Raw genomic sequence first — 25837 nt, forward strand, 5'->3', positions numbered from 1 at the left:
TTATTAAGTGAGGCGTTTTGTATGAGTTAAAACTTTTGGTCTGTCAGCCATTTTTGCCAAACTTTTAAATCGGTACCGAGGTGCCAGCGATTATTTTCACCCGATTTTGCTTTGACGCCTTGACCGCCAAGAATAAACTGCATTTCTGGCTTAGCTTGTGAAAGTGTATCCATATACTGATTCGCGACTTCCATCAATGCAGGAGAAGCGATAGATAGACACATTATCTTAAAGTTGTGTTTAACGACCATTTCTTCTAACCCATCGAGTGGGGTGTCAGGCCCAATGTAAACAACTGAAAAACCATTTTCCCGTAAGAACAAAGTAAATAAAAGCAACCCTAATTGGTGTTGCTCGCCACTTGGGCTAAGCGCCATGACTTTTGGTAAGTTTGATGAGGTCGGGAACACACGGAAAAACTGATTAAATCGTTGCTGAACAATATGCGTGATCATGTGCTCATGTGCGACGCTAATGATGCCATCTTCCCAAGCTTCGCCAATGCGAATCATCAACGGTGCAATGATTGAAAAAAAGACAGTTTGGTGATGGAATAAAGAAAAGTGCAAATCTAATAAATAATTAAAGCGTTCCGTATCCATTTCAGCGGCAGCTTGAAAAAGCTGGTTGATTTGTTCACTGTATTTCGAGTTATCGTTTAGAGAAAGGTCTGCTGGCGTTGTGATAAATTGCTTACGCGAAGTGTGTAATTTTTTTACAGCTTCACTGATTTTCATGCCGTTGTCTTGTACTTGTATTTTAAGCCATTTCAAATCTTCCAGATTTTGGTCCGAATACAAGCGGTGTCCAGATTCTGTTCGGGCGGGAGTAATTGCGTTGTAGCGCGTTTCCCACGAACGAATTGTCACTTTCGGCATATCTAAGATTTTGGCAGCTGCTTTAATGTTATACATAGCATTACCTTCATTCTATAGATTTATAGTTGATGTTGTACAAATATTATACAACTTAACAATAGACCCGTAAAGCTGGAGGCAAGCGCTAAGCTTTGGAAAATAAAAAATTTTCCAAAATATGTTTACGATACAAAAAAAGAGCTCTCCTGAGAGAACTCGTGACTAGCCAATAGTAGATGCTTTTACGGCACGTGAACGTTGCCAAACGACTGTAATGGACAGTGTCAGTAACAGCATGAGCAGGCCTAACATGAACGGGAAGACGATGTTGACATCGTATAAAATACCCGCAAGTAAAGGGCCAATGACATTGCCGATGCTCATGTAGGCATTGTTCATCCCCATCGCAAACCCAACTTCGCCTTCAGCCATTTTTGAGATTAATGTATTCAAAACAGGACGTAAAATTGAAGTAGCTAAGAAAATCACAAGCGAAACAGCGAAGAACATCGCATAACTTCCGGCAAAAAGAGATAATAAGAAACCAAATGCCGAAACCCCGAGAAATACAACGAGAATCGCCACTTCACCATAACGACGAACGATGCGGTCCACCACAAACAATTGCACAATCACGCTGACAATTCCGGTTGCGGTAATCATAACGGCGATATCTTTCGCGGTAGAATTGAATTGATTGTCTAAATACAGCCCAACGACGGATTCGTATGCTAGTAAACCAAAACTCATAACGAGCGTAATAATTAATGGAATAAAATACGGCATTTTCGTAGAGCGTCCAATTTTAGTGAACATGGACTCTTCATCGGTTAATTTAGCGGCAAGTGCTGGATTGGCATCAGTCGCATCATATTCCTTTAACCATAAAATAGAGAAAATAACGGCGGCCAAAGAAACGAGTGCAGAAACAAGAAAAGGTAGTTTTAGCGAGTAATCCGCTAAAAACCCCCCAATACCAGGCCCCACAACAATGCCGAGAGACATCGAAGCAGAAACGAGACTTGTGCCTTTTGCGCGCTGATCAAATGTTGTAATGTCTGCAATATAAGCAAAAATAGCTGGAATAAGCATGGCCGCTCCGATTCCACCAATAACACGAGAGAAATACAAAGTCCAAATAGAGTCGGAAGCATAAAACACAAACATAGAAAGCGTTAAGCCGAGTAACCCATAAATAATCATTTTTCGGCGGCCGTATTGATCTGCCCATTTACCGGCAATCGGTGAAAAAAGAAATTGGGAAGCCGCGAAGATCGCAATCATCAAGCCAGCTGCCATCCCGCCTTGGTTAATGGACACAAGATAAGAAGGCATAATGGGTATAACAATTCCGAAACTTGCAACCGCGATAAACATATTAATCATCAAAATAAAAATCTTCTTCTTTTGGTCTGGCGACATGGCAAGTAGCCTCTTTTCTTCTATATAAAATTATACGAATTTATTTTCTACAACTTTTCTATATTATTTCAGCTGTAAAACGATTGTCAATAGAAGAGACTTGATATTTTTTCCATCTAAAATGAGAATGAAGGAAGCCCCGTTTTTATTGCAAGAAATAAGTGTTGGGGTAAGGGTTTTACGCATCATATTGTTGCAGGAATGTGAAGAAATACGGACAGAAACCGTTCTGTTGGAGTCTAGCTAGTCTTGAGAATGAGCGCAATAAGATATAATTAATGTATAGGCTAACAAAAACTCAAGCCTCCGAAAGGTGATAAGGATGGACAATAAACTTCATCGTATTAAAGTCACGGAATTACAGGAACGAGTTGTATCTGCTGATGAAGCAGCTTCTTGGATAGAAGACGGAATGACACTCGGATTAAGTGGATTCACGCGTGCAGGAGATGCGAAAGCAATCCCTTATGCATTGGTGCGTCGCGCCGAAAAAGAACAGTTTAAAGTAAATGTCTTTACGGGAGCTTCTTTAGGCTCAGACGTTGATAAATTAATGGCAGAAGCAGGAATCGTTCATAAGCGATTGCCATTTCAGGCCGATCCCGCCATGCGTAGAAAAATAAACAATGGCGACATCATGTTTGTCGACCATCATTTGTCTCAAACAGCTGAATGGATTCGAGCAGGCGTCATCGAACCAATCGACTTTGCTGTTATTGAAGCTTTAGAAATTACTGAAGACGGCATGATTATTCCCACAACTTCTGTTGGGAACTCATCGGTTTTCGTGAAGCATGCGAAAAACGTCATTATTGAAATCAATCTTTCGCAGCCAGAGCTATTTAGAGGGGTTCATGATATTTATGAACCTGGCAAACAAGGTCAACGCTCGCCGATTCCATTGACGGGTGTGAACGATCGCATTGGAACAATCGGCATACCGGTGGACTTAGATAAGGTAAGAGGTATTGTGTTTACTGATCAAGCGGATTCGCCATCAACAATTTTACAGTCAGATGAAGAAACAGAAATGATGGCCGGTCATTTACTGGATTTCTTGCGAGCAGAAGTAGCCTCAGGGCGATTAACTAACCAGCTTGCCCCTTTACAGTCAGGAATCGGTTCAGTAGCGAACGCAGTTCTCCACGGTTTGGTCGATTCAGAGTTTCACGATATGGAAGTTTATTCAGAAGTGCTTCAAGATGCCGTTTTTGATTTGATTGATGCAGGGAAAGTGAATTTTGCTTCGGCTTCTTCTATCACTTTATCAAAAGAAAAAATGGCGCAAGTATTTGGAGACTTTGAAAACTATCGCGATAAAATTCTTTTGCGTCCACAAGAAATTACAAATCATCCCGGACTTATTCGCCGACTCGGGTTGATATCGATTAATACTGCGCTAGAGTTCGATATTTATGGCAATGTGAATTCGACCCATGTATCGGGTACAAGAATGATGAATGGTATTGGTGGATCAGGAGATTTTGCGCGTAATGCACGATTATCCATTTTTGTAACGAAGTCAATTGCTAAAGAAGGTATTATTTCAAGTGTGGTGCCATTTGTATCGCATGTTGATCATACGGAACACGATGTAGACATTGTAGTGACCGAACAAGGATATGCAGATTTGCGAGGACTGGCTCCACGCGAACGAGTACCTGTTATTATAGAAAATTGTGTTCACCCAATGTACCGAGACCAAATGCGTGCTTATTATGCGGAAGCACTGTTACGTGGTGGTCAAACCCCGCATGTTTTAGAAAAAGCATTTTCATGGCATGCGAATTTAGCAACTAACGGCAGTATGTTGCTATCAGAATAACGGTTGAAACCAGCCTGTTACGGGCTGGTTTTTTATGTAGAAAAATATTTTCATGTATAATCGAAGCATAGATTCGAAACGGGAGGGTTATGATGGAAAGCTTTACACTGGGTTCACTATTGGATGTCATGGGAGAATTGTTTTCTGATGAAATCTCAATAGCTGTCACAAATACAAAAGAGTACATATATTATCGCCCAAGCAAACGAGTAGATTTGAAAATTCAACCGGGAGATCCCGTCAAGCCGGGAACGATTGCCCACAAAGCATTACAGGCCAATCAAAAAACGTCTGAGTTTATCAATCGAGAACTTTTTGGTGTACCATATCACGGGATGGCGGTGCCATTTGAACATGAAGGCGAGCTTCAAGGTTGTGTCATGGCCATCTATCCGGCATTCACAGAAGGGAAATCGGTGGTTACGGTAAAAAGTCCAGATGGCTGGAAGCCGATTCCGTTTACAGAAGTAAAGTATTTGGAAGTGAAGGATCGTAAAACGCATGTGTACGCAGAAGGATATTCCGGAACAAATAAAAACTCACTTCAGGAATTTGAATTTTTGTTGCCACGTGAATCGTTTATCCGTTGTCATCGATCGTTTATCGTTAATGTGCATCACATAAAAGAAATTTACCCAGATACACACTCGACATTCATGTTGGCAATGGACAACGACGTAAAAATCCCCGTCAGCCAATCCTATTCAAGTTACTTCAGAAAACTTCTAGGGTTCTAACGAAAAGCGAAAGCAGCCGGTTAGTTCCGACAGGCATAAGACGGTCTGGCGAAGTGGCGTATTTCCAGCCACACAGCCAGAACGACTTATGACCCGAGGAGCTGGCTGCTGTAGCTAGACAAAGAGAAAAGCGAAAGCAGCCGGTTAGCTCCGACATCGCATCGCCACAAAGAAAAAGTATCTTTCCAAATTTTTTGGATGGATGCTTTTTTATTTGTGATGAAAAAATGCTGCTTAAAGCACCCGATTTACTGCTTTGTAGCATTAAACGCTTTTCCGCGCTGTAAAAATCGATGATGCATAAGAATAAGTTAAAATTATCTAATAATTAAGTGTTACGAGATAATGAAAAATTACACCCTTTTAAAAGCGATGCGATTTTGAATCGGATACACGCTTATGAAAACGCTTTATTTAATCCAAAGAACAACCAAAACAACTAGTGAAAGAGAGTGATAGATAATGGAAAAGAAATTAGACCGAATCAAAGCAGAACAGTTACAAAAACGAGTAGTGACTCCGCAAGAAGCAGCTTCATGGATACAAGACGGCATGACGCTTGGCCTAAGCGGCTTTACACGAGCAGGTGATGTGAAAGCGGTTCCTTTAGCGCTAGTCGATCGGGCAGAAACTGAACGCTTTAAAGTAAACGTTTTTACTGGTGCTTCTTTAGGCTCGGATATCGATCGACTTTTTGCAGAAGCGGGTATTGTGAACAAACGCTTACCTTTCCAAGCAGAACCGACCATGCGCAAAAAAATCAATGAAGGTGACATGTTGTTTGTCGATCATCATTTATCACATACGGCAGAATGGATTCGTACAGGTGTGACAGAAACGATTGACTTTGCCATTGTGGAAGCTTTGTCAATTACAGAAGACGGCATGATCATTCCGACAACTTCCGTTGGAAACTCTGCTGTGTTTGCCAAGCACGCAAAAAATATCATCGTTGAAATCAATACCTCACAACCGGAATTGTTTGAAGGCATTCATGATATTTACGATACAGGAAAACAAGGTGAACGATTACCAATTCCGTTGACAGCAGTTGATCAACGCATCGGAACGAAAGGTATTCCAGTCGACATGGAAAAAATCCGTGGCATTGTTTTCACGGAACAATTGGATTCACCATCCACTATCGTGTCACCTGATGAAGAAACAAAAATGATGGCGGATCATTTGCTCGAATTTTTACGTTCGGAAGTCCGGTCAGGACGTTTAACGGAGAAATTGGCTCCATTGCAGTCAGGTATTGGATCAGTCGCTAATGCAGTTCTACATGGCATGATTGATTCTGAATTCGAAGATTTAGAAGTGTATTCAGAAGTATTGCAAGACGCTGTTTTTGATTTGATGGATGCCGGAAAAGTAAGCTTTGCATCATGTTGTTCGATTACGTTATCCGAACCAAAAATGAAACAAGTTTACGGAGAATTTGAAAATTACCGCAACAAAATCGTAATGCGGCCACAAGAGATTTCCAATCATCCTGAAATTATCCGTCGACTCGGATTAATAGCGATCAATACGGCATTAGAATTTGATATGTATGGAAACGTTAACTCAACACATGTATCGGGTACAAAAATGATGAATGGCATCGGCGGTTCCGGTGATTTTGCTCGAAACTCGCGCTTGGCGATTTTTGTTACGAAATCAATTGCGAAAGGCGGCAACATCTCAAGTGTCGTGCCGTTTGTTTCTCATGTAGATCACACAGAACACGATGTGGACGTAGTAGTAACTGAACAAGGCTATGCCGATCTTCGTGGACTTGCGCCGCGTGAGCGTGTAGAAGTGATTTTGGCTAACTGTGTACATCCGATGTATCGAACTCAACTTCGTGAGTATTACGATGAAGCATTAACACGCGGCGGACAAACACCGCACGTATTAGAAAAAGCTTTCTCGTGGCATACAGACCTAGCAAAAAATGGCACCATGCTACAAAAAAAAGAGCAATTAGTCTAAAGAAAAGCGGAGGCTCCCGTGTAGATTCGACGGGCATAAGACGCTCTGGCGAAGCGGCGTGTTTTCAGCCGCACAGCTAGAGTGGCTTATGACCCTAGAATCTGGGCGCTGGAGCTAGACAAAAAGAAAAGCGGAGGCTCCCGTGTAGCTCTGACGGGCATAAGAGACTCTGGCGAAGCGGCGTTTTTTCAGCCGCATAGCTCAATTTATTAATAATTCACCCCAACCAGGTTTGCTAAAAGCGCCTGGTTTTTCTCATGCTAATCTATAAAATAGGGAATTGAGCTTAGAGAATACCATTCTTTTTACCCAAATTATTTCTTGAGCCCTTGATATGACTGGATTATTTAATCAGATTTTTCTGTCTAAACAAAAATAGTTGTTGTCAAGCGTTATTTTTAGTATTATAATAAGCAATTGTGAAATTTGAAATGAGGGTTCTAAAATGAAAAATTCCATCTATGGATTAACGATAGACCAGTTAAAAGAATGGTTTTTAGAAAACGGCCAGAAAAAGTACCGTGCGGAGCAGGTATGGGATTGGTTGTATATTAAACGTGTCACTGAATTTGCGGAAATGAACAATCTTTCGAAAGAGTGTATTCAACTACTTGAAGACAACTTTGCGATTCGTACGTTAAAAGAAACAGTTAAACAAGAATCTGCAGACGGCACAATCAAGTTCCTTTTCCAAATGCAAGATGGCAACTTGATCGAAACGGTATTGATGCGCTTTAAATACGGAAATTCTGTCTGCGTAACAACACAAGTTGGTTGTAACATTGGCTGTAGTTTCTGTGCCAGCGGACTATTGAAAAAGAGCCGCGATTTAAATGCGGGCGAAATTGTTGAGCAGATTATGCAAGTACAAGCGCATTTTGATACACAACAAAAAGAAGAACGTGTAAGTCATATCGTAGTTATGGGTATTGGTGAACCATTCGATAACTATACGAATTTGATGGACTTCTTAAAAGTTGTCAATTCTCAAAAAGGCTTGGCTATTGGAGCTCGCCACATTACCGTATCTACAAGTGGTATTGTACCGAAAATTTATGACTACGCAGACGAAGGCTTGCAAGTAAACCTTGCAATCTCAATTCATGCTCCAACAAATGAATTGCGTACGCGCATCATGAAAATTAACAAAGCGTATCCAATCGAGAAGCTAATGGCTTCTATCGATTACTATTTGGAGAAATCGAACCGTCGTATCACGTTTGAATATATTTTATTGCGTGATGTGAATGACCATGTCGAAGAAGCAAATCAACTGGCGAAATTGCTAGAAGATAAGCGTCACTTGTCATACGTTAACTTGATTCCGTACAACTCTGTTGATGAGCACGATCAATATCAACAAAGTACACCAGAAGCAATCAGTGCCTTCTATGATGCATTGAAGAAAAAAGGCATCAACTGTGGCGTACGTCACGAACAAGGCGCCGACATCGATGCTGCTTGTGGTCAATTACGAAGCAAACAAATCAAAAAAGATAAAAAAGAAGTAACAGTTTAATAAACAACAGTGTTCCTGATGTTCAGGAACCTCAGACCACAAACAACTCGAGTTGTTTGTGGTCTTTTTTGTTTAATTTATGAAACTTATTGAACGTTAAGAGCGTATCCATCTTTATAGGGTGAATACGTTAACCTTAAGCTACTAAAAGGGAGTGGGGTATTGAAGAAGATTCTGTGCATAGGGGTTTTGCTCGGAGCAACCATATTAGCTAGTTGTAACGGTATTTCAACGTATGAGGATAATGAAGTAGCGGCTATTGTAAATAATCATGAAATTACGATAGGTGATTTGCGCTTTTTATATCCAGATGATAAAGCATTAGATTATTTGGATTCGGTAATAGTGACAGAACTGATCAAACAAGAAGTACAAGAAATGAATCTTGATATTTCTCCTCACTTAATGGCTGAAGAAAGTCAGGATGATTTTGAAAAACTTCCTCCTGAAAACACAAAAGATGAAGGCAGTAAACAAGTTCGTAAATATGCCATCGCTCAAGCGAAAAAATTAGATATGACACCCGAAGAATTTCAACAACAATACGCTAAAAAGCTCAATCAACAAAGTGCTTATATCAATACGTATCTTGAAGAGAAATTAGGTGGTGGAAACATTAATGATCCAAAATGGATTGAGAAATTTGGAGAAGAATACAATGATTTAATAGAAAAGCTGGTAGAAGAAAATGAAAAAGAAATAGAAGTATTGATTGATTAATATCTAGTAAAATCGAATGTAGAATAGTAGCGATAAAAATTTAGTTTTGTACCTTTTAACGTTAAGAAGAGTTTTATAAAAGCTGTAGAATTTTCTGAATCTATGATATAGTGATTTCGAAAACATAAATAAAAACACCACTAGGGGAGCCGGATATCGGCTGAGACGAGCATAAGCTCGGACCCTTTGAACCTGATCTGGATCATACCAGCGGAGGGAAGTGGCGGACTGTCTGCTATTTTCTTATCGACTGCATACGCCGCTTCCCTTTATTGGGGAGCGGCGTTTTTATTTTGTGTAAATGAACATAAAAAAGGGAGATGGAGAAATGACTTTTTGTAAAGAAGTAAGAAAAGAATGTGACCACCTATGGCAGGCAAGTTTTGATCATCCGTTTGTTAAAGGAATTGAAGATGGGACATTGCCGGTCGATATATTCCGTTTTTACGTCATGCAAGATGCTTATTACTTATCACATTTCGCAAAAATTCAAGCACTTGGTGCATCAAAAGCAAAAGACTTAGAAACAGCGCAACGTTTTGCGATTCATGCATCACATACAAGTACGGCTGAATTATCTTTACACCAATCCTTTATGAAAATTTTAGATGTTACGGAAAAAGATTGGTTAGAATTCCAACCTTCCCCGACTGCATATGCATATGTATCTCATATGTATCGCGCATCTGCAGGAGAATTAGCAGATGTATTAGCCGCCATTTTACCGTGTTATTGGCTGTACTACGAAATCGGAGAACGTTTGAAAAATGCAGAACCAGACCATCCGATTTACGATCGCTGGATTGAAACTTACGGTTCTGAGGAATTCGGTGAACTTGTTCGTGAACAAATCGAACGGATGAATCGGTTAGCGGAAGGATTGCCAGAAACACGTCGCAAAGAACTAAAAGACCATTTCCAAAAGAGCAGTTATTACGAATTGAACTTCTGGGATCAAGCGTGGAGAAAAGAAACGTGGTCTATAGAAGCGATTGAAAAAGTAGGTGTCTAATATGATTCAGCTTATAAAAGAGCAAAATCCAGTGGTGCATTGTATTACCAATCATGTGGTATCTAATTTTCAAGCGAATGGTCTTTTAGCAATTGGTGCGTCACCAATTATGGGGGAAGCACCAGAAGAAGCGGCAGAACTGGCAGCATTATCTCAAGCGTTGTCATTAAATATCGGAACCTTGCATACAGAGTCATTAAAAAGCATGTTGCTTGCGGGGAAACGGGCGAATCAATTGGGCATTCCAGTTGTGTTAGATCCCGTTGGAGCAGGGGCAAGTGGCTTTCGTCTAAACGCTGTTCGTGAAATTTTAGGTACAGTATACGTTAATGTGCTTCGATGCAACGCAGGAGAGCTTGCGGCAATAGCAGGGGAACAATGGGAGTCAAAAGGTGTGGACGCAGGAGAAGGGCTCATAGACGTTAAGGAGCTTGCTGTTGTCACTTCAAAAAAATTAGAAGTGATCATAGCGGTCACAGGGCCAATAGATATTGTGACGGACGGAGAATCTGTTATTGAAATTCCTTATGGAGATCCACTTATGGCGTCTATTACAGGTACAGGTTGTTTATTGAGTAGTGTAGTTGCTGCGGGTCTTGCTGTTTCTACTAAAAAACCGGTAGAAACTGTTCGTGATGTTTTACGTTTTTACGCAATTGCGGGGGAACAAGCTCGTCGAGATGCACAGCTGCCTGGAGATTTTCAGCAAGCTTTTATGAATCGATTAGCTAGCTTGACCGACAGGGAAGTAAGTCAGCGAATTTCTTTACAGGAGGAGACGGTATGAAAAAAACACCACAAACTTTGACAATAGCGGGTTCAGATTCAGGAGGAGGAGCTGGCATTCAAGCCGATTTAAAAACCTTTCAAGAACTAGGTGTTTATGGGACTTCTGCCATCACGGCGGTCACAGCTCAAAACACAATGGGTGTTAGCGCAATTTATCCGATGTCGACAGGAGCGATTCAAACTCAATTAGCAGCAGTAGGTGATGATTTTGACATCAGCGCTTTGAAAACGGGCATGCTATTTAATCCTGAAATAATTCAAGAAACCGCAAATGCAATCCGACACTATGGGTGGGAAAATTTAGTCGTCGATCCAGTTATGATTGCTAAAGGTGGTGCAAATTTATTACAGCCTGCCGCAGTAGAAGCATTAAAAAATTATTTATTGCCTTTGGCGTTTCTTGTCACACCCAACATTCCGGAAGCAGAAGCGTTAACCGGTATTTCGATTACGGATGTTTTTAGTCGACGCCGAGCAGCCGAGCAGATTTTATCATTAGGAGCACAAGCGGTGGTCATAAAAGGCGGGCATGCAACTGATTCAAAATATGCAGAAGATTATTTTCTGCATATGAACGGCGAATCGGCAGTGTATCGCGCCGCTCGCATTTCGACAAACCAAACACATGGTACAGGTTGCACATTCGCCGCGGCAGTAACGGCACAGCTTGCTAAAGGTCAAGACCTTAAAAAAGCAATTTTGACAGCGAAGGAATTTATCCAAGCGGCGCTTAACGAGCCACTGAATATCGGCAATGGGCACGGTCCTACAAATCACGGAGCTTACCAACTGAGAAGAAGTGAAAAGATGGAGGTAACTAAAATTGAGGTTTTCCAATAAACCCGCCATTTACTTTGTAATGGGTTCTCAAAATTTGAAGGCAAAAGCTCCTTTAACTGCATTAGAAGAAGCGCTAGAAGGAGGTATCACGCATTTTCAGTTGCGTGAAAAAGGCACGGGAGCTTTAACGGGTCATGCTTTACGAAATTTTGCATTGAGGTGTCAGCAATTATGCCAAAGCTATTCAGTGCCATTTATCATTAATGATGATGTGGAATTAGCATGTAGTATTGATGCTGCTGGCGTTCATGTAGGTCAAGATGACGAAACAGCTTTTCAAGTACGTCAACTGATTGGAGAAGAAAAGTTGTTAGGTGTTTCTGTACATTCTGTAGAGGAAGCAAGGCTGGCTATTCAAGCGGGTGCTGATTATGTTGGAATGGGCCCGGTTTTTGGTACGACGTCTAAAGCGGATGCAAAAAAGCCTGCAGGAGTCGCAGGAATTATAGAAGTTAAACAGGAATATCCTCATTTGCCAATTGTAGGCATTGGAGGAATTACACCAGAAAACGCTGATCAAGTGTGGCGAGCAGGTGCATCAGGGATTGCGGTTATTTCGGCTATAACGAACGCAAAAGATATTGCCGAGCAAGTAAAAGCTTTTCAATTATCTTGTAGGGAAGGAATCGAAAGATGAACACAAAAAAACTAATCTTAATGGCTATGTTTGTTGCGATAGGAGTGGCAGGTTCTGCTTTTGTTTATTTTCCTGCAGGTATTGCCCGTGCGTATCCAATTCAACACGCAATTAATGTGATTGCGGCAATTCTCTTTGGACCAGGTCCAGCAGTATTAATCGCTTTTTTGACCGGTGTTGTTCGCGTGTTAACTGGCACAGGTTCATTGTTAGCTTTTCCAGGAGGCATGATTGGTGCATTTTTGGCAGGCGTTCTATATGTCAAGTTCGGCAAAGTTTGGTTCGCTGCACTTGGTGAAGTGGTAGGGACAGGTCTAATTGCGTCGTTAATCGCAGTACCATACGCCCGACTTTTATTAGGCACAGAATTTGGAGCTTTGTTTTTTATCCCTCCTTTTTTCATCTCTAGCTTGACGGGGGCCCTATTAGGTATGGTATTGATCGTGCGATTGCGCAAAGTCAATACACTCGAAGTATGGCAATGGGGATCAGGATTTAAGTGAATGTTTATTATTTTCCAATTAGGGAAACTGAATAGATATAGACTTTATTAAAGGGAGTGGACAGAATATGGCAAAAGTTGCAGTTGAGCATCCATTTACATCAGTACGTGAAGCATTAGAGAAAAAGGGTTATCAGGCAGATATGTTAGAGGATAAGACAGATTCGACTGATTATGACGTAATCGTTGTAAGAGATCAGGAGGATTTAGCTGATTATCATATGAGCGTATCGCTTGTTGAAGCTAAAGGTCGTACATTATACGAAATCGTAGAAGAAGTAGAAGAACGTCTTGTACGCGGTGGGAAAATTCATAACCCACAACCTACAGAAGCCGAGCGTAAAGAAAGTGGCGGAGGCGGAGGATTTCTAGCAGGTGCTGCAACCGGCGCACTTATTGGAGCCGCAGCAGGACTGTTATTGGCGCCAAAGAGCGGCAAAGAACTTCAAGAAATCGTTAAAGAAAAAGCGGGATCGTTAAAAGAAGAGAATGCTGAAGGTTCGGGTGGCGCAATAGACCAAGTAAAAGAAAGAGCCAACCAACTAAAAGAAAAAACGAATGACATAAAAGAAACAGCTAAAGGTAAAGCTGATGAACTTAAAGCGAAACGTATGGAAAAACAAGAAGAAAAAGAAGTGAAAAAACAAGAAAAAGCAATTGAAAAAGAAGTAAAAGAGCAAGAAAAAGCTATGAAAAAAGAAGAAAAACAAGAAGAAAAAGCTGAAAAAGAACATGAAAAAGCTGAAAAAACAGTAGAAAAAGAAATCAAAAAGGCTAATAAAGAAGCAGGCAAAGAAGAAAGTGGAACGGAAGTTGTTGATTTAAAAGATGCCACTGTCACAAAAGACAATGCAGGCAACGTAACCGTAAAAACTGAAGATCACAATAAAAAATAATCATTAAAAAGTGCCTTCCAATTTAATTGGAAGGCACTTTTTTTTGAGTTTAAGCAGATTATTTTAAACGCTTGATACTTCATCTATTGATTCATGAGGTTTTGGTTCTGGTACGCGGGACAAGACGACAAGTCCGATAACAAATAACACAACAAGGCTAAACACGCCCATATTGGATTTCCCCGTTACTTGAGAAGTGACTGCTACAAGCAACGGTCCTAGAATAGCGGCAAACTTTCCGAAAATATTATAAAAACCGAAAAATTCATTGGAATTTTCTTTCGGGACAAGCTTGCCGAAATAAGAACGGCTGAGTGCTTGAATGCCTCCTTGGCTCGTTGCCACAAGCATAGCAAGAATCCAAAAATCTGTAATAGTCTCAAGGAAAAAGGCGTAAATGCAAATGACAATATAAACGCAAATGCCGACATACAGCATCTTTTTACCTGTAAACCGGTTTGCTAACCGTCCATAAAGGATGGCGAATGGAGCAGCAACTACTTGCGTCACAAACAAAACAATGAGTAAGCTCGATGAATCCAAACCTAGGTCCGTTCCATAAGCAGTTGATAAAGCAATAATTGTTCCGACTCCATCAATATAAAAGAAATAAGCGATTAAAAACAATACTAACGCACGGTATTGGCGGATTTCGCGAATTGTTTTACCCAGACGCTTAAAGCTCTGCCGAACAAGACGTGGTTCTCGTTTAATATAGTGAACTTGTTTCACATGACGGAACATTGGAATCGAGAAAACAACCCACCAAATGGCTGTGATTAAAAATGCGATTCGGCTAGCGATGGTTACAGAAATGGGCAATACACCATTTTGGGACAGTAAAATAATAGCGATCGAAAGGATAAATGGAATCGTTGAGCCGATATACCCCAATCCATAACCAAAAGAAGAGACGCTGTTCATCCGTTTTTCTGTCGTGACGTCGACAATAAATGCATCATAAAATAAATTAGCACCGGTTGCGCCAAGAGCAGCGAATACATAACAAATTAACATCAACAACCAATTTTCGTTTGGTATAAAAGCAAGTAATGCTGTTGAAATGGTTCCTAGTAGGAAGAAGCCAACAAAAAAGCGCTTTTTCATGCCTTCGTAATCAGCGATAGTGCCTAATATAGGTCCAATCATCGCTAATATGAACGTGAAGATCGCAATCGTATACCCTAAGTAAGCTGTAGAGTCGGATAAACTAACACCCGCTCCAGTAGCTGAAGCTTTATAGTAAATCGGGAACACGGCTGTCGTAATTATAATAGAATAAGCAGAACTTCCCCAATCGTATAATGCCCAGCTTTTCTCTTCTTTTGAATACTTTTTCATGGTTTAATCCCCTTTGTCTCTGAGGAGCTCAATTGAATAGTTGGCATTCAAGAGACTCAAATTTGCGACGAGTGACACTGTGCTTTGTAAGATAGCTTTATTGTACAAGAAGTTCCATATGAATGATGCAGAATATTTAAGAAAATACAGAAATTTTACATATATTGAGTAGCTACTGGCGATTTGTTGAGTCTGAGTAAAGCTTCGTTTAAAATTGAGAAAGAGAAAGAAGGGGTAATTGTTGAAGTTAATTTCGTGGAATGTTAACGGCCTTCGGGCAGTTATGAAAAAAGGCTTTATGGATTTTTTTACTGAAGTAAATGCGGATGTATTTTGTTTACAAGAAATAAAATTACAAGAAGGACAAATTGAGATGGATCTTCCTGGTTATTATACGTATTGGAATTACGCTCATAAAAAAGGCTATTCAGGTACAGCGATTTTCACAAAACAAAAGCCTGTAGCAGTTCAATACGGTTTGGGTTTAGAAGAACTCGACACAGAAGGTCGAATTATTACATTAGAATTTGATAGCTATTATGTAATCACCGTTTATACCCCGAATTCACAGCATGGCTTGTTGCGTCTGGACTATCGGTTATTGTGGGAAGAGGCTATTTTGTCATTCGTAAAAACATTAGACAATCATAAGCCGGTATTGTTATGTGGGGATTTGAACGTGGCACACGAAGAAATAGATTTAAAAAATCCAAAAGCTAATAAAAAGAATTCTGGGTTTACACCTGAAGAACGAAGCAAGATGACACAGTTTTTAGAAAGTGGATTTGTAGACACGTTCCGTTATTTTTACCCAGAAGAAGAAGGGCATTATTCTTGGTGGTCGTACCGTTCTAACTGTCGCGAGAAAAATGTTGGATGGCGAATCGATTATTTCTTAGCATCTCAACGACTAGTGCCAGAACTTCAAAATGCGAAAATACACAAAGATATATGGGGTTCTGATCATTGCCCTGTTGAGTTACAAATAGAATGTTAAAAGGACGCAGAAAAGCCTGTCGCTTTTCTGCGTCCTTTTATTTTAGTTTTAATCGTTTCACGTGGAACTATTGTAAATTCATGACACGATGAGTCAAACGTTTACAATTGTCTTGATCGAAGTAGTCGATATAATCGGTTGCTTTTGGATACCATTCATTCCAAGTGATTTTTTCTTCGACTATTTTGTTCAAATATTCATAAACGTGTTCGATAGAATTTGCTTTATATCCAGAAAGGTCAGTATCCATGTTTAAGTAGGTTCCACGTTTCTCTAAATATTCTTGTTGATCAAACATGTAGAAAATGATCGGTTTGTTTAAGTAAAGAAAATCCCATGAGACGCTTGTGATATCGGTTAATAACATATCGTTTTTATCAATAGATTGTGCAATTGTTTGTTTGTTGAAATCGAGGAATTCAACACGCTGTTCATCGTTCGACAGATTGGTAAAATAGTTTTCAAACTTTTTCATAAAAGGATGCAACGCGATATTTAAATGAATATCGTGTTCTGCTAATAGTTTTTGAATACCTTCATGCTGCAATATACCAGTCATGCTTTTAAAATAAGGACTGTCGATAAATTCCTCTTTTGTTAAGTCAAAAAGCCATTCACGCCAAGTCATCATCATCAAGATATTTTTAACTTCTTTAACAGGTTGTTGAGGAGGATAACGATCAAACCGAGGAAAACCTGTAACAATCAATTTATGTTCGGGCATTTTCCATTCATGTAGCTTTAAACTATATTCGTATTGAGAAGCGCAATTAAAATAATCGGTTCTTTTTAATAAAGGAACATCTTCTTTTTGGATAAGTATTTTCTTAAATCCTTCAATACCATGACTAATGTGAGTAATGATTGTTTTGCGGTTAAGAAAAAGAAATTTATCCGCTGCTGGAGCAATATCGTAAAGAAGAGAATGGCCATGAAATGTGTAGTCAGCTTGGAAAAACAACAAGTAGTTTTTAAAACTTCCAAGTGGTACCGCATTTTCGATTTTTTGATCTTTGGCATATGTGGTTTTCGGGTCATACATCCAATAGGCGGTCACATGTTCTTTATGGTGGTTTAGTAAGTAGTTGTGGTAAACTGCGGCATTATCCTCGTATTTCTCTCCTAGATTTCCTCCAACCAATACAATTTTCTTGCTGTCTTTCTTTTTGGTAAACAAAGACAGGGTATAGGCAGCTGATACTTTGAAAAATACAGTTAAGGCATCTAAGCGGCCTTTTTCCTTTAATTCTACACTCATTTAAAACCCTGCTTTCTGCTAGTTATCATCTCTTTAGTTTTTCATATATTGCGCTCTTTGTCTATTTTGAATTCGTGTAATTTATTGAGGCGTATTGGCCAACGAGTTCACCGAACGTACGTAGGAAAAAGCTGGCGAGCCCTCAGGACTAGTCAGCTTTTAAGACATATTAACGGATGTCTAAATTGAGTGATTTAGACATCAGATTTCTGATTTCGCAAAGAAGAATGGTTAACGCCAAATACGTTTTCAACATCAATTAAAAAAGAAATCCCTTTACCAGGTGCGTTTAAGTCAATCGCTTGTTCGATACTTTTAACCACTTTTTCAGCATAGCTATTTGGAATTAATGTAAGTACGATGTCTTTTTCAGGATCAATAGTAAAATTCAAAAATTTTTGCTGTTCGTTGACGCCTGTACCACGGCCATTTAAGATGGTTCCGCCTTCTGCGCCCGCTTCTGCAGCAGCTTTCACAACAGCTGCGGAATCCCCTGAGTTTACAATGGTGACAATTAGTTGAAAAGCTGTCATTTCTGAGTCCAAATTGGTTAAACCTCTCTTTCTTTTCCGATCGTCTTGACGACGGGAGAGATGGGGTACGCCGAGCAATTTGCTCAAATGAATTGTAAAGCCAAGACCGTGACCAGACTTTCCTAGGCTACCAGCTGAAGCGACAGCTTCTGCGATGGCCGTCTCACTGTCACCGTCTAATGCAAAGAGGATAATGTCTTTTTCGTGAGTTACAGGCAAGCCGAGAAAAGTTGGTTTTTCATTTCGTCCTATTCCTTCCCCATATATAATAGTCGCCCCGTCCACTCCAGCTTTTTTAGCCGCAGCAATTACATCGCGGGATTGGCCTCTTTTAACGATGGCGATCATTAATCTATGATTAAGAATCATTTGTTTTTCCCACCTTTTTTAGTGAAAATAATGCCCAATATAAGTACCGCAATGATTGGAGTAAGAGCGACAAGGGCAATCATGCCAAAACCGTCGGTCAGTGGATTACTCCCTTTAATAACAGATGAAATCCCTACAGAAACAGCAACGAGAAATGTAACAGTCATTGGACCCGTTGCCACTCCTCCTGAATCAAAAGCAATGCCGATAAAAGTTTGGGTTGAAAAAAATACGAGTATAAAGGCTAATAAATAACCAGGAATGATGAAATACCAAAGCGACCAACCCGTCAAAATTCGTAACATGGATAAGGCGATAGAAATGCCCACTCCCATGGATAAGGTGTAGAGCATCATTTTGCGAGAAATATAGCCGCCTGTTTCTTGGTCGACTTCATCTGTCATAATGCTCACTGCCGGTTCCGCAAAAGTAGCGGAAAATCCAAGGACAAAGCCAATCGGGATCAACACCCATTTATAATCTCGACTGCCAAGCCTTTCACCAATCATTGTTCCGATAGGCATAAAACCGACATGAACGCCTTGGATAAAAAAAGAAAGACCAAAAAAGGTCAAAATAAACCCGAGTCCCACTTGAAGAACACGTTGCATAGGTAACTTTAATAAGAAAATTTGAAAAGCTGCAAAAAATGCTATCAAAGGAAGTAGTGCAATACTAACTTCGAGCATGACCGTTTGAAATCCTTCGAAAATTTGGATGTTCACCTGAATAACACCCCCAGCAACATAACTGCCAAGATAGGACCGATAGATGCTAGGCCGATTAACCCGAATTTCTCACCAGAGTTCTCAGTCTCTAAGCGCAAAACAGATGCAACACCAATCCCCAGCGCTAAAATGAAAGGAACTGCCATTGGGCCTGTAGTCACACCTCCTGCATCGAACGAAATAGCGATAAAATCTTTTGGAACAAAAAAAGATAATAGAAAAACCACGGTATAACCACCGATAAGCAAGTAATGGAGGGGAATTCTGAAAATGGTGCGAATCATGGCTAATGCTACGAAAATAGCGAGTCCAAGTGAGACCGACCAAATAAGGATTGTGGCACTGACAGTTCCTTCAGACGTCTCGTCGATTTGTTTTGCAAGAATACGGACGTCAGGTTCTGCGATTGTTACTACAAGCCCAAGCAAAAAACCTGTCGCGATAATTAACCCGACATTCTTCGTACTGGGAAGTTTTCTACCGATCATTTCACCAATGGGCAAGAGTCCGGCATTTACACCTATAAGAAATAAGAAAAATCCAACGCTAACAAACGCAACACCAACAAGAAATTGGATTAGCGCTTCAAAGGGGATTCGGATAAAAATAAGCTGTAATAAAATAACAACAGTGGTAACCGGAAGGATTGCGGCGGCAACTTCTTTAAAAGTGTCTCTCACATTGTCCATCGATTATCCCTTCTTAACTGCTTTTTCTCTCATTATTCCCTCTCGTCGTTTTTGGTAAACTTTTGCTTTGTTGATAAAAAAGTGTTAGGAACGATTTTTCTAAATAAAAAAACTACAAACATCTCGACTAAATCGAATGTGTTTATAGTTGATAGATAGAAAAGTTATTTATTTCTTAAATAACTTTTCCAATGCATCTTCTGTGGAAGCATTGGCTAGTTTAACGTTTGATCGATAAGCGGCTCGAGTGATCAAATGGCCTGAGACAGGAGCCGTTAAAAAAACAAATGTGATCCCAAGTAGAAGTCGAACGCTGATAAAGTTTTCCGTTGCCCAAAAATAAATAAATGTGCCAGATAGTGATAACAAAACAGCCAATGTAGAGCTTTTAGTAGCTGCATGTGAACGCGTGTAAACATCTGGCAAGCGAAGAATACCAATCGCACTAATGACCGCCATGATGCTGCCGATTAAAATGAGAAAAACTCCGAAATACTCACCGATTGTGTTTATGCTCAACGATATCGCCCCTTTCAACATAGCGAGCTAACGCAAGGGTACTGATAAATGCCAAAATCCCAACAATCAAAATAACTTCGAGAAATGCGTGTGTACTGAGAACAACAGAAAATACAGCTACACCTGAAATTAGATTCACGCCTATCATGTCTAGGGCTACTACACGGTCTGGCATGGATGGACCGCGGATAATGCGATACAATGCCAAAATAATAGCTAAGATAAAAAGAGAGAGGGCAATTGTCAATGTCGTTTCAATCAATTTCTCGTCACCTCCATGATTGCTTTTTCAAATACCTTAATAGACTTTAATACAGCATCTCGAGAACTTTCTACATCCATTGCGTGAATATAAAAGGTTTTTCCGTCAGGTGATACTTCCATAACTACAGAACCAGGGGTCAAGGTTAGCAAAAGTGCAAGTGTTGTTAATTCGTAATCACCTTCCATGCTATGTTCGTAAGTGAAGATGCCGGGTTTTATTTTTAATCTTGGACTTAAAATTTGTTTCATAATTAGCAGACTAGATTGGAAAAGTTCCGATATGAAGATCAATAATAATTTAATGGTGGAATACACACGCAATAAGTAAAACTTCGTTCCAAAGAAACGATGCATCAAGAAAAGAATTCCGATTCCGATCAAATAACCCGTCAAAAAAGTGGTGACGTAAAAAGCATCTTCATCCATCAACAAAGTCCATAAGAACGCAATCGTCATATTTAATAGAAACTGTGCCGGCACTTTAATTCACTCCTTTCAATAGAAAGTGGATTACTGGATTTTACCTAATATCGCGTCGATATAAATGCTAGGATTTACTAATGTTTCTGCAGCACCGCTCACATAAGGAGACATGCTCTCTGTGCCTAAGCCGATAAGAATCGTTAAACCGACTAAAACTAAGCATGGGATTAATACGCCTCGGCGTAATGGCAATTGTTCTTCTTTACTAACAATGGTTTCGCCCCAAAAGCAATTCTTAAAGACGCGAAGCAAAGAGTAAAGAACAAAAATACTGGAAAGTAAGGACAATGCCAACAAAACATACGACCCATTGTCAATAGCGGCACTTGAAATTAGGACTTTACCGATAAAACCACTGAGTGGAGGAATTCCGGCAAGGGATAGCATGGCGATAAAGAAAGACCAGCCTAGTAGGGGATAGTTTTTCATAAGCCCACTCATTCCTGCCATTTTTGATGTACCGCTTAACGTAATCATCGTCCCAATAAGTAGGAATAGCAGCGCTTTTGCAACCATATCGTGGATGATGTAGTAAATAGATCCTTCAATTGCAGCGGGTGTCGCAATAGCTAAACCGACCAATATAAACCCAACTGCAACGACAACATTATAAGCGGCTATACTACGCAAATCGTTAAAAGAAATCGCGCCGAGACTTCCGCCGATTAACGTTAATGCAGCCATAATTCCGATGATGGTATGTGTGATTTCTGGTTGATGGTGAAAAATCAGTGAGAATACACGAAACAAAGCGTATATGCCGACTTTAGTTAACAATGCACCGAAAAGGGCAGAGGTGACAATAGGTGGTGAACTATAAGAGCCTGGCAACCAGAAATAAAGAAGCAATCCAGCTTTTAAACTGAAAACAACTAAAAAGACAATGCTGATGGTAGTGAGTAATGGAGTTTGTCCTACTTCTGCTACACGGTCAGCCAAATGTGCCATGTTTAAAGTGCCGACAGCTCCATAAAGAAAGGCTAAGGCGACTAAGAAAAACCATGAAGAAACAATGTTGATGGATACATACTTAATCGCTTCACGCAACTGACGTTTGGAATTACCTAAAGTTAGTAATACATAAGAGGACAGCAACATCACTTCAAAACAAACGAATAAATTAAACAAATCACCGGTTAAAAAAGAGCCATTAACACCGGCTATAAGAAATAGCACCGTGGGATAAAAATACATGGTTTGCAGCTCTTTGCTAGTAGAAATAAGTGCGTAACTCAAACAAATAGCCGTAACAATACTAGAAGTCAGTACGAGCAAAACAGCAAAAGAATCAGCGACAAACAAAATACCAAAAGGTGGTTCCCATCCTCCGAAGTCTAAGCGGATAATGCCATCCATTTGAACTTGTTGAAGAAGAAAGCCTGAAATACTAGCAGTTAATGCCATGGCAATTAAACTGATCCAAGCTTGAATCCGACCATAAGTCCGAAGGAAAATAAGCAAAACACCTACAATAATAGGTAGTAGCATTGGAAGAACTAATAGATTATTCATCATCAGAACCTCGCATTGCCCCTAAATTATCGGTTCCCAACTCCTGATAGGCTCGGTAAGCAAGCACGAGTATAAATGCTGTAACAGCGAAGCTAATGACTATGGCCGTTAAAATTAAAGCTTGAGGCAAAGCATCTACATACTTGACGGCTTCTTCACCCAGGAGAGGGACAGTCCCAAGTTTTAAACCACCCATTGATAAGATAAGAAGATGGACTGCATGCGATAAAATAGCTGTTCCTAATATGACGCGAACTACGTTTTTTGATAAAACAAGGTAGATGGCGACCGTGGTAAGGACGCCGACCAAAACAATGATCAATGATTCCACAGGCTACTCATCCTCACTTATGCTTAGAATAATATTCACGACAACGCCAATTACAGTTAATGCGATACCGGCTTCGAATATGGTAACAGTGGCCAATTCGGTTTTTCCGAAAATCGGCAAATCAAAATAACCGAAGCTTTGACTTAGAAAGGCGCCACCTAAAAACATCGGTGCTATTCCGCTCGACATGGCAAGAAGTACGCCAAGCCCAGAAAGTTTTTTAAAATCAATAGGCAATGCCTCACTGACGGTTTCTGAATCGTAGGATAAGAACATCAATACAAAAGCAGACGCAATCACCAACCCACCGATAAACCCACCGCCTGGATGATTATGTCCGGAAAAAAACAAATAAATGCCGAACGTTAAAATGATCAATACAACAGCTTTTGATACCGTTTTTAATATCACATCATTGATGTTCATCTTTTCCGGACCCCTTTCCGAGCTTTAAGCGAATCAATGTATAAACTCCGAGACCAGCAATAAACAATACAAGAGATTCAAGCATCGTATCAAAAGCTCGGAAGTCTCCTAAAATCGCATTGACAATATTGTCTCCGCCCGCAAGTTCATAGGAATTTTCGAAATAACCTGAAATGCTTTCGAATAACTTTCCACTATTGACAGTAAGACCGATCAACGTGATGGTAACGCCAGCACCAATTGCAATGAAGGCATTTCGGAATTTTGTTCGTTTTGACGAATCTTCTGCCGTCCATTCCGGTAAAAAAAGAAAGCATAAAAGAAATAATACTGTTGTTACGGTTTCGATAACAAGCTGTGTCAGTGCTAAATCCGGTGCGCGAAAGAGAACGAAAAATATTGCGATTGAAAAGCCTAAAACCCCATTTAATAAAACAGCGGCAAGGTGCGACTTGGCAAATAAGATGCTAATTGCTGCAATAGCCATTACTGCCGTTAATAAGCCTTCGTAAACACTGATAGGAGAGTCTGAAGTTAAATCAATGGATAACGCACCAGTAAATATAAGCGCTCCACCAGCTGCCAATATAAAGAACATAAAGATATAAGCAAAATAAGAGGGTAAATGACCTGTCATATAATGTGTGGTAATCCAGTTAGATGCTCTCTTCAAGTTTTTCAAAAACGAGTTGTACAAAGCGGTAAACGTCCATCCAGCTGGTTGAAGGCGGAAGATTTTAATCCAACTACGGAAAGTAAGGTAAAGAGCGGATCCAACAATTACAATTCCTAATGTCATAAATAATTCTGTATTAAAGCCATGCCATGCATAAATGTGTGGGGTAGCCCCAGAAATTTCTGGAATGATACCGTTTAATGCTGGTCTTAACAAATGATCGCCCAATAAATTCGGAGCAAAAAACAAACCAATAATAAATACACAAAGTATAGCTGGAGAAACAAGCATACCAAGCGTAGGTTCTACCTGTTTTCTATCGGCCTTTTTCGATTGAGGGGTTCCGAAAAAAGTGCGGAAGACGAAAATCATACAGTAAACAAAAGTTAATACTGAAGCGATCCACGCGATAATTGGAATGACTATTCCCCAAGTTGAAGCACCAAATATAGGCAGACTAGCCGCATTAACTGAAGCTGTAAAAAACATTTCTTTACTTAAAAAGCCATTTAAAAATGGCAGTCCAGCCATTGAGAAGCTGCCAATTACAGCGAACGTAAAGGTGATTGGCAGAGCTGCCATTAGCCCACCCAAGCGCCGAATGTCGCGGGTACCCACTTGGTGATCGACAATACCAACTACCATGAAAAGAGCACCTTTAAATGTAGAATGATTGACCATATGGAAAAGAGCGGCAAAAATAGCTAAACCGTACAGTGCCCCTTGCTCACCATCCCCAAAGTGTAACGCCGCTGAACCAAGGCCGAACAAGCTCATAATTAAGCCCAATTGGCTAATTGTCGAATAAGCAAGCAACGCTTTTAAATCTGTTTGTCGAACAGCGCAGTAAGCTCCCCAGAATAAGGTGACAAGCCCGACAAGTGTAACTGTCCAAAACCATGCAGCATTGCCACCAAAAACTGGAGTAAAACGAGCGACTAGATAAATGCCAGCTTTCACCATTGTGGCTGAGTGCAAGTAAGCACTAACCGGTGTCGGTGCTTCCATCGCATCAGGTAGCCATATATGAAAAGGAAATTGCGCTGATTTAGTAAATGCGCCAAGCAGTATTAGGAACATCGCGGGATAAAACAAAGCATGCTCTGGATATTGGCCGATTGTCGCTACAATTTCACGTATGCTGAAAGTTCCAGTCATAGAGTGCAACATTAAGAAACCAGCGAGCATACCCAGTCCACCGAACACTGTAATTAATAGTGATTTCTGTGCCCCGTAGCGTGAATTTTTACGATGGTACCAAAAAGCAATTAACAGGAAAGAAGAAATACTCGTTAGTTCCCAGAAGACATACAACACAAGCAAGTTATCAGATAAGACAACCCCAAGCATTGCGCCCATAAAGAGCAGTAGGTAGGCGTAAAAATGCGGAAAAGAATCGGATGGTGACAAATAGTAGATGGAGTATAGAACGACAAGAGCTCCCATACCTGTAATTAGTAGGGCCATGATTAAACTGAGGCCATCAAGATAAACGGTAAAGTTAATGCCTAGTGAAGGAATCCAATGAACAGTCTGCATCAATGTATCACTATTAGAAATGGTGGGGACTTGTACTACGAAAATACTAAACAACACAAGTGGCACAACTAGTACGAGCCAGCCAAGGTGAATTGACCCCACTCGGTTATGTATAAGCGGAATGAAGGCAGTAAAGAAAAAAGGGACGAGAATGGCTAAAATCAATAGATACACAGCAAAACCTCCTGTTAATAGACTAGTTAAGTACGTTTGAATGTAAAAGTCACAAAGCGGGTATATAATGAGGACAAAAGGTTTACGACTGTCCTGTCTTGTACTATAGTAAGGATTCGTTAAGCAATCAATCTAAATTATACAGGAAATCAGTGTGGTTTTCATTTGTCAGCCCATGGCGATGGGAAATCTATAAAGAGCAGACTGGATGATAATTCCAAAAAAAGCTTGCAGCACTTGATTTTCTCTATTAGAAGAAGTATAA

The 25837-nt window shown here is 40.2% G+C and carries 26 protein-coding genes and 1 riboswitch; of the genes, 12 read left to right on the forward strand and 14 right to left on the reverse strand.

Going from position 1 to position 25837, the window contains the following annotated elements:
• Window positions 1-26 precede the first annotated feature (26 nt).
• Together GPDM_RS12710 and GPDM_RS12715 are read right to left on the reverse strand one after the other, a co-directional pair.
• On the reverse strand, window positions 27-914 hold the full coding sequence (locus GPDM_RS12710; RefSeq protein WP_008431965.1) for a MerR family transcriptional regulator: 888 nt from the start codon (window positions 912-914) through the stop codon (window positions 27-29).
• Between the two features lie 165 nt (window positions 915-1079).
• On the reverse strand, window positions 1080-2279 hold the full coding sequence (locus tag GPDM_RS12715) for an MFS transporter (RefSeq protein WP_008431966.1): 1200 nt from the start codon (window positions 2277-2279) through the stop codon (window positions 1080-1082).
• A gap of 322 nt (window positions 2280-2601) precedes the next feature.
• Here GPDM_RS12715 and GPDM_RS12720 point away from each other — a divergent pair, with 322 nt between their 5' ends.
• From GPDM_RS12720 to GPDM_RS12770, 11 genes are all read left to right on the forward strand, one after another.
• Window positions 2602-4104, forward strand: coding sequence for an acetyl-CoA hydrolase/transferase family protein (locus tag GPDM_RS12720; protein WP_008431967.1), 1503 nt, complete (start codon window positions 2602-2604; stop codon window positions 4102-4104).
• Window positions 4105-4196: 92 nt separating this feature from the next.
• Window positions 4197-4841 (forward strand): LytTR family DNA-binding domain-containing protein, encoded by a 645-nt coding sequence (locus GPDM_RS12725; RefSeq protein ID WP_008431968.1) that lies wholly within the window; start codon window positions 4197-4199, stop codon window positions 4839-4841.
• Between the two features lie 462 nt (window positions 4842-5303).
• Window positions 5304-6818, forward strand: a complete 1515-nt coding sequence (locus GPDM_RS12730) for an acetyl-CoA hydrolase/transferase family protein (RefSeq protein WP_008431969.1) — start codon at window positions 5304-5306, stop codon at window positions 6816-6818.
• A gap of 445 nt (window positions 6819-7263) precedes the next feature.
• Window positions 7264-8337 (forward strand): dual-specificity RNA methyltransferase RlmN, encoded by a 1074-nt coding sequence (gene rlmN, locus GPDM_RS12735; RefSeq protein ID WP_008431970.1) that lies wholly within the window; start codon window positions 7264-7266, stop codon window positions 8335-8337.
• Between the two features lie 162 nt (window positions 8338-8499).
• Window positions 8500-9057, forward strand: coding sequence for a hypothetical protein (locus GPDM_RS12740; RefSeq protein WP_039863413.1), 558 nt, complete (start codon window positions 8500-8502; stop codon window positions 9055-9057).
• 132 nt (window positions 9058-9189) lie between these two features.
• Window positions 9190-9293, forward strand: a riboswitch (TPP riboswitch).
• Window positions 9294-9385: 92 nt separating this feature from the next.
• Window positions 9386-10069: a thiaminase II gene (tenA, locus tag GPDM_RS12745; protein ID WP_008431972.1), complete on the forward strand. Its 684-nt coding sequence runs from the start codon at window positions 9386-9388 to the stop codon at window positions 10067-10069.
• Between the two features lies 1 nt (window position 10070).
• Window positions 10071-10856, forward strand: coding sequence for a hydroxyethylthiazole kinase (thiM, locus tag GPDM_RS12750; protein ID WP_008431973.1), 786 nt, complete (start codon window positions 10071-10073; stop codon window positions 10854-10856).
• On the forward strand, window positions 10853-11698 hold the full coding sequence (gene thiD / locus GPDM_RS12755; protein ID WP_008431974.1) for a bifunctional hydroxymethylpyrimidine kinase/phosphomethylpyrimidine kinase: 846 nt from the start codon (window positions 10853-10855) through the stop codon (window positions 11696-11698). The genes thiM and thiD overlap by 4 nt, the downstream gene beginning before the upstream one ends.
• Window positions 11682-12335, forward strand: a complete 654-nt coding sequence (gene thiE / locus GPDM_RS12760) for a thiamine phosphate synthase (protein ID WP_008431976.1) — start codon at window positions 11682-11684, stop codon at window positions 12333-12335. The genes thiD and thiE overlap by 17 nt, the downstream gene beginning before the upstream one ends.
• Window positions 12332-12838, forward strand: coding sequence for an energy coupling factor transporter S component ThiW (gene thiW, locus GPDM_RS12765; protein WP_008431978.1), 507 nt, complete (start codon window positions 12332-12334; stop codon window positions 12836-12838). The genes thiE and thiW overlap by 4 nt, the downstream gene beginning before the upstream one ends.
• 67 nt (window positions 12839-12905) lie before the next feature.
• The gene (locus tag GPDM_RS12770; protein WP_008431979.1) at window positions 12906-13733 is read left to right on the forward strand and encodes a YkuS family protein; all 828 of its coding nucleotides are present in this window, start codon (window positions 12906-12908) and stop codon (window positions 13731-13733) included.
• 63 nt (window positions 13734-13796) lie between these two features.
• Here the strand turns inward: GPDM_RS12770 and GPDM_RS12775 are convergent, their stop codons facing one another.
• Entirely contained in the window at window positions 13797-15074 is a 1278-nt protein-coding gene (locus GPDM_RS12775) for an MFS transporter (protein ID WP_008431980.1), read from the reverse strand.
• A 241-nt stretch (window positions 15075-15315) separates the two neighbouring features.
• Between GPDM_RS12775 and GPDM_RS12780 the strand changes: the two genes are divergently transcribed.
• Window positions 15316-16071 carry an exodeoxyribonuclease III gene (locus tag GPDM_RS12780; protein ID WP_008431981.1) on the forward strand — a complete coding sequence of 252 codons (756 nt, stop codon included), beginning with the start codon at window positions 15316-15318 and terminating at the stop codon, window positions 16069-16071.
• Window positions 16072-16138: 67 nt separating this feature from the next.
• Here GPDM_RS12780 and GPDM_RS12785 read toward each other — a convergent pair whose 3' ends face one another.
• From GPDM_RS12785 to GPDM_RS12835, 11 genes are all read right to left on the reverse strand, one after another.
• A complete protein-coding gene (locus GPDM_RS12785; protein WP_008431983.1) occupies window positions 16139-17329 on the reverse strand; it encodes a CDP-glycerol--glycerophosphate glycerophosphotransferase in 1191 nt (396 codons plus the stop codon).
• 194 nt (window positions 17330-17523) lie between these two features.
• The gene (locus GPDM_RS12790) at window positions 17524-18231 is read right to left on the reverse strand and encodes a P-II family nitrogen regulator (protein ID WP_008431986.1); all 708 of its coding nucleotides are present in this window, start codon (window positions 18229-18231) and stop codon (window positions 17524-17526) included.
• Window positions 18228-18956 (reverse strand): DUF1538 domain-containing protein, encoded by a 729-nt coding sequence (locus GPDM_RS12795; protein WP_008431988.1) that lies wholly within the window; start codon window positions 18954-18956, stop codon window positions 18228-18230. Before GPDM_RS12795 ends, GPDM_RS12790 begins: the two co-directional genes overlap by 4 nt.
• Window positions 18953-19648: a DUF1538 domain-containing protein gene (locus tag GPDM_RS12800; RefSeq protein ID WP_008431990.1), complete on the reverse strand. Its 696-nt coding sequence runs from the start codon at window positions 19646-19648 to the stop codon at window positions 18953-18955. Before GPDM_RS12800 ends, GPDM_RS12795 begins: the two co-directional genes overlap by 4 nt.
• Window positions 19649-19816: 168 nt before the next feature.
• A complete protein-coding gene (locus GPDM_RS12805) occupies window positions 19817-20167 on the reverse strand; it encodes a Na+/H+ antiporter subunit G (protein WP_008431992.1) in 351 nt (116 codons plus the stop codon).
• On the reverse strand, window positions 20145-20429 hold the full coding sequence (locus tag GPDM_RS12810) for a Na(+)/H(+) antiporter subunit F1 (protein WP_008431993.1): 285 nt from the start codon (window positions 20427-20429) through the stop codon (window positions 20145-20147). The genes GPDM_RS12805 and GPDM_RS12810 overlap by 23 nt, the downstream gene beginning before the upstream one ends.
• Window positions 20426-20911 (reverse strand): Na+/H+ antiporter subunit E, encoded by a 486-nt coding sequence (locus tag GPDM_RS12815; protein ID WP_008431994.1) that lies wholly within the window; start codon window positions 20909-20911, stop codon window positions 20426-20428. Before GPDM_RS12815 ends, GPDM_RS12810 begins: the two co-directional genes overlap by 4 nt.
• 30 nt (window positions 20912-20941) lie before the next feature.
• Window positions 20942-22426, reverse strand: coding sequence for a Na+/H+ antiporter subunit D (locus GPDM_RS12820; protein ID WP_039863415.1), 1485 nt, complete (start codon window positions 22424-22426; stop codon window positions 20942-20944).
• Complete coding sequence (locus GPDM_RS12825; protein WP_008431997.1) at window positions 22419-22757, reverse strand: Na(+)/H(+) antiporter subunit C; 339 nt, start codon at window positions 22755-22757, stop codon at window positions 22419-22421. The genes GPDM_RS12820 and GPDM_RS12825 overlap by 8 nt, the downstream gene beginning before the upstream one ends.
• A 3-nt stretch (window positions 22758-22760) precedes the next feature.
• Window positions 22761-23183: a Na(+)/H(+) antiporter subunit B gene (locus GPDM_RS12830; protein ID WP_008431998.1), complete on the reverse strand. Its 423-nt coding sequence runs from the start codon at window positions 23181-23183 to the stop codon at window positions 22761-22763.
• Complete coding sequence (locus GPDM_RS12835; RefSeq protein ID WP_008432000.1) at window positions 23170-25572, reverse strand: Na+/H+ antiporter subunit A; 2403 nt, start codon at window positions 25570-25572, stop codon at window positions 23170-23172. The genes GPDM_RS12830 and GPDM_RS12835 overlap by 14 nt, the downstream gene beginning before the upstream one ends.
• Between the last annotated feature and the right edge of the window lie 265 nt (window positions 25573-25837).

Source organism: Planococcus donghaensis MPA1U2 (assembly GCF_000189395.1).
Taxonomy (GTDB): domain Bacteria; phylum Bacillota; class Bacilli; order Bacillales_A; family Planococcaceae; genus Planococcus; species Planococcus donghaensis_B.

What these genes read in the sequence shown, in the direction of transcription:
- GPDM_RS12710 (WP_008431965.1), bottom strand. Translation starts at nt 914, where the DNA reads ATGTATAACATTAAAGCAGCTGCCAAAATCTTAGATATGCCGAAAGTG.
- GPDM_RS12715 (WP_008431966.1), bottom strand. Translation starts at nt 2,279, where the DNA reads ATGTCGCCAGACCAAAAGAAGAAGATTTTTATTTTGATGATTAATATG.
- GPDM_RS12720 (WP_008431967.1), top strand. Translation starts at nt 2,602, where the DNA reads ATGGACAATAAACTTCATCGTATTAAAGTCACGGAATTACAGGAACGA.
- GPDM_RS12725 (WP_008431968.1), top strand. Translation starts at nt 4,197, where the DNA reads ATGGAAAGCTTTACACTGGGTTCACTATTGGATGTCATGGGAGAATTG.
- GPDM_RS12730 (WP_008431969.1), top strand. Translation starts at nt 5,304, where the DNA reads ATGGAAAAGAAATTAGACCGAATCAAAGCAGAACAGTTACAAAAACGA.
- rlmN (WP_008431970.1), top strand. Translation starts at nt 7,264, where the DNA reads ATGAAAAATTCCATCTATGGATTAACGATAGACCAGTTAAAAGAATGG.
- tenA (WP_008431972.1), top strand. Translation starts at nt 9,386, where the DNA reads ATGACTTTTTGTAAAGAAGTAAGAAAAGAATGTGACCACCTATGGCAG.
- thiM (WP_008431973.1), top strand. Translation starts at nt 10,071, where the DNA reads ATGATTCAGCTTATAAAAGAGCAAAATCCAGTGGTGCATTGTATTACC.
- thiD (WP_008431974.1), top strand. Translation starts at nt 10,853, where the DNA reads ATGAAAAAAACACCACAAACTTTGACAATAGCGGGTTCAGATTCAGGA.
- thiW (WP_008431978.1), top strand. Translation starts at nt 12,332, where the DNA reads ATGAACACAAAAAAACTAATCTTAATGGCTATGTTTGTTGCGATAGGA.
- GPDM_RS12770 (WP_008431979.1), top strand. Translation starts at nt 12,906, where the DNA reads ATGGCAAAAGTTGCAGTTGAGCATCCATTTACATCAGTACGTGAAGCA.
- GPDM_RS12775 (WP_008431980.1), bottom strand. Translation starts at nt 15,074, where the DNA reads ATGAAAAAGTATTCAAAAGAAGAGAAAAGCTGGGCATTATACGATTGG.
- GPDM_RS12785 (WP_008431983.1), bottom strand. Translation starts at nt 17,329, where the DNA reads ATGAGTGTAGAATTAAAGGAAAAAGGCCGCTTAGATGCCTTAACTGTA.
- GPDM_RS12790 (WP_008431986.1), bottom strand. Translation starts at nt 18,231, where the DNA reads ATGATTCTTAATCATAGATTAATGATCGCCATCGTTAAAAGAGGCCAA.
- GPDM_RS12800 (WP_008431990.1), bottom strand. Translation starts at nt 19,648, where the DNA reads ATGGACAATGTGAGAGACACTTTTAAAGAAGTTGCCGCCGCAATCCTT.
- GPDM_RS12820 (WP_039863415.1), bottom strand. Translation starts at nt 22,426, where the DNA reads ATGAATAATCTATTAGTTCTTCCAATGCTACTACCTATTATTGTAGGT.
- GPDM_RS12830 (WP_008431998.1), bottom strand. Translation starts at nt 23,183, where the DNA reads ATGAACATCAATGATGTGATATTAAAAACGGTATCAAAAGCTGTTGTA.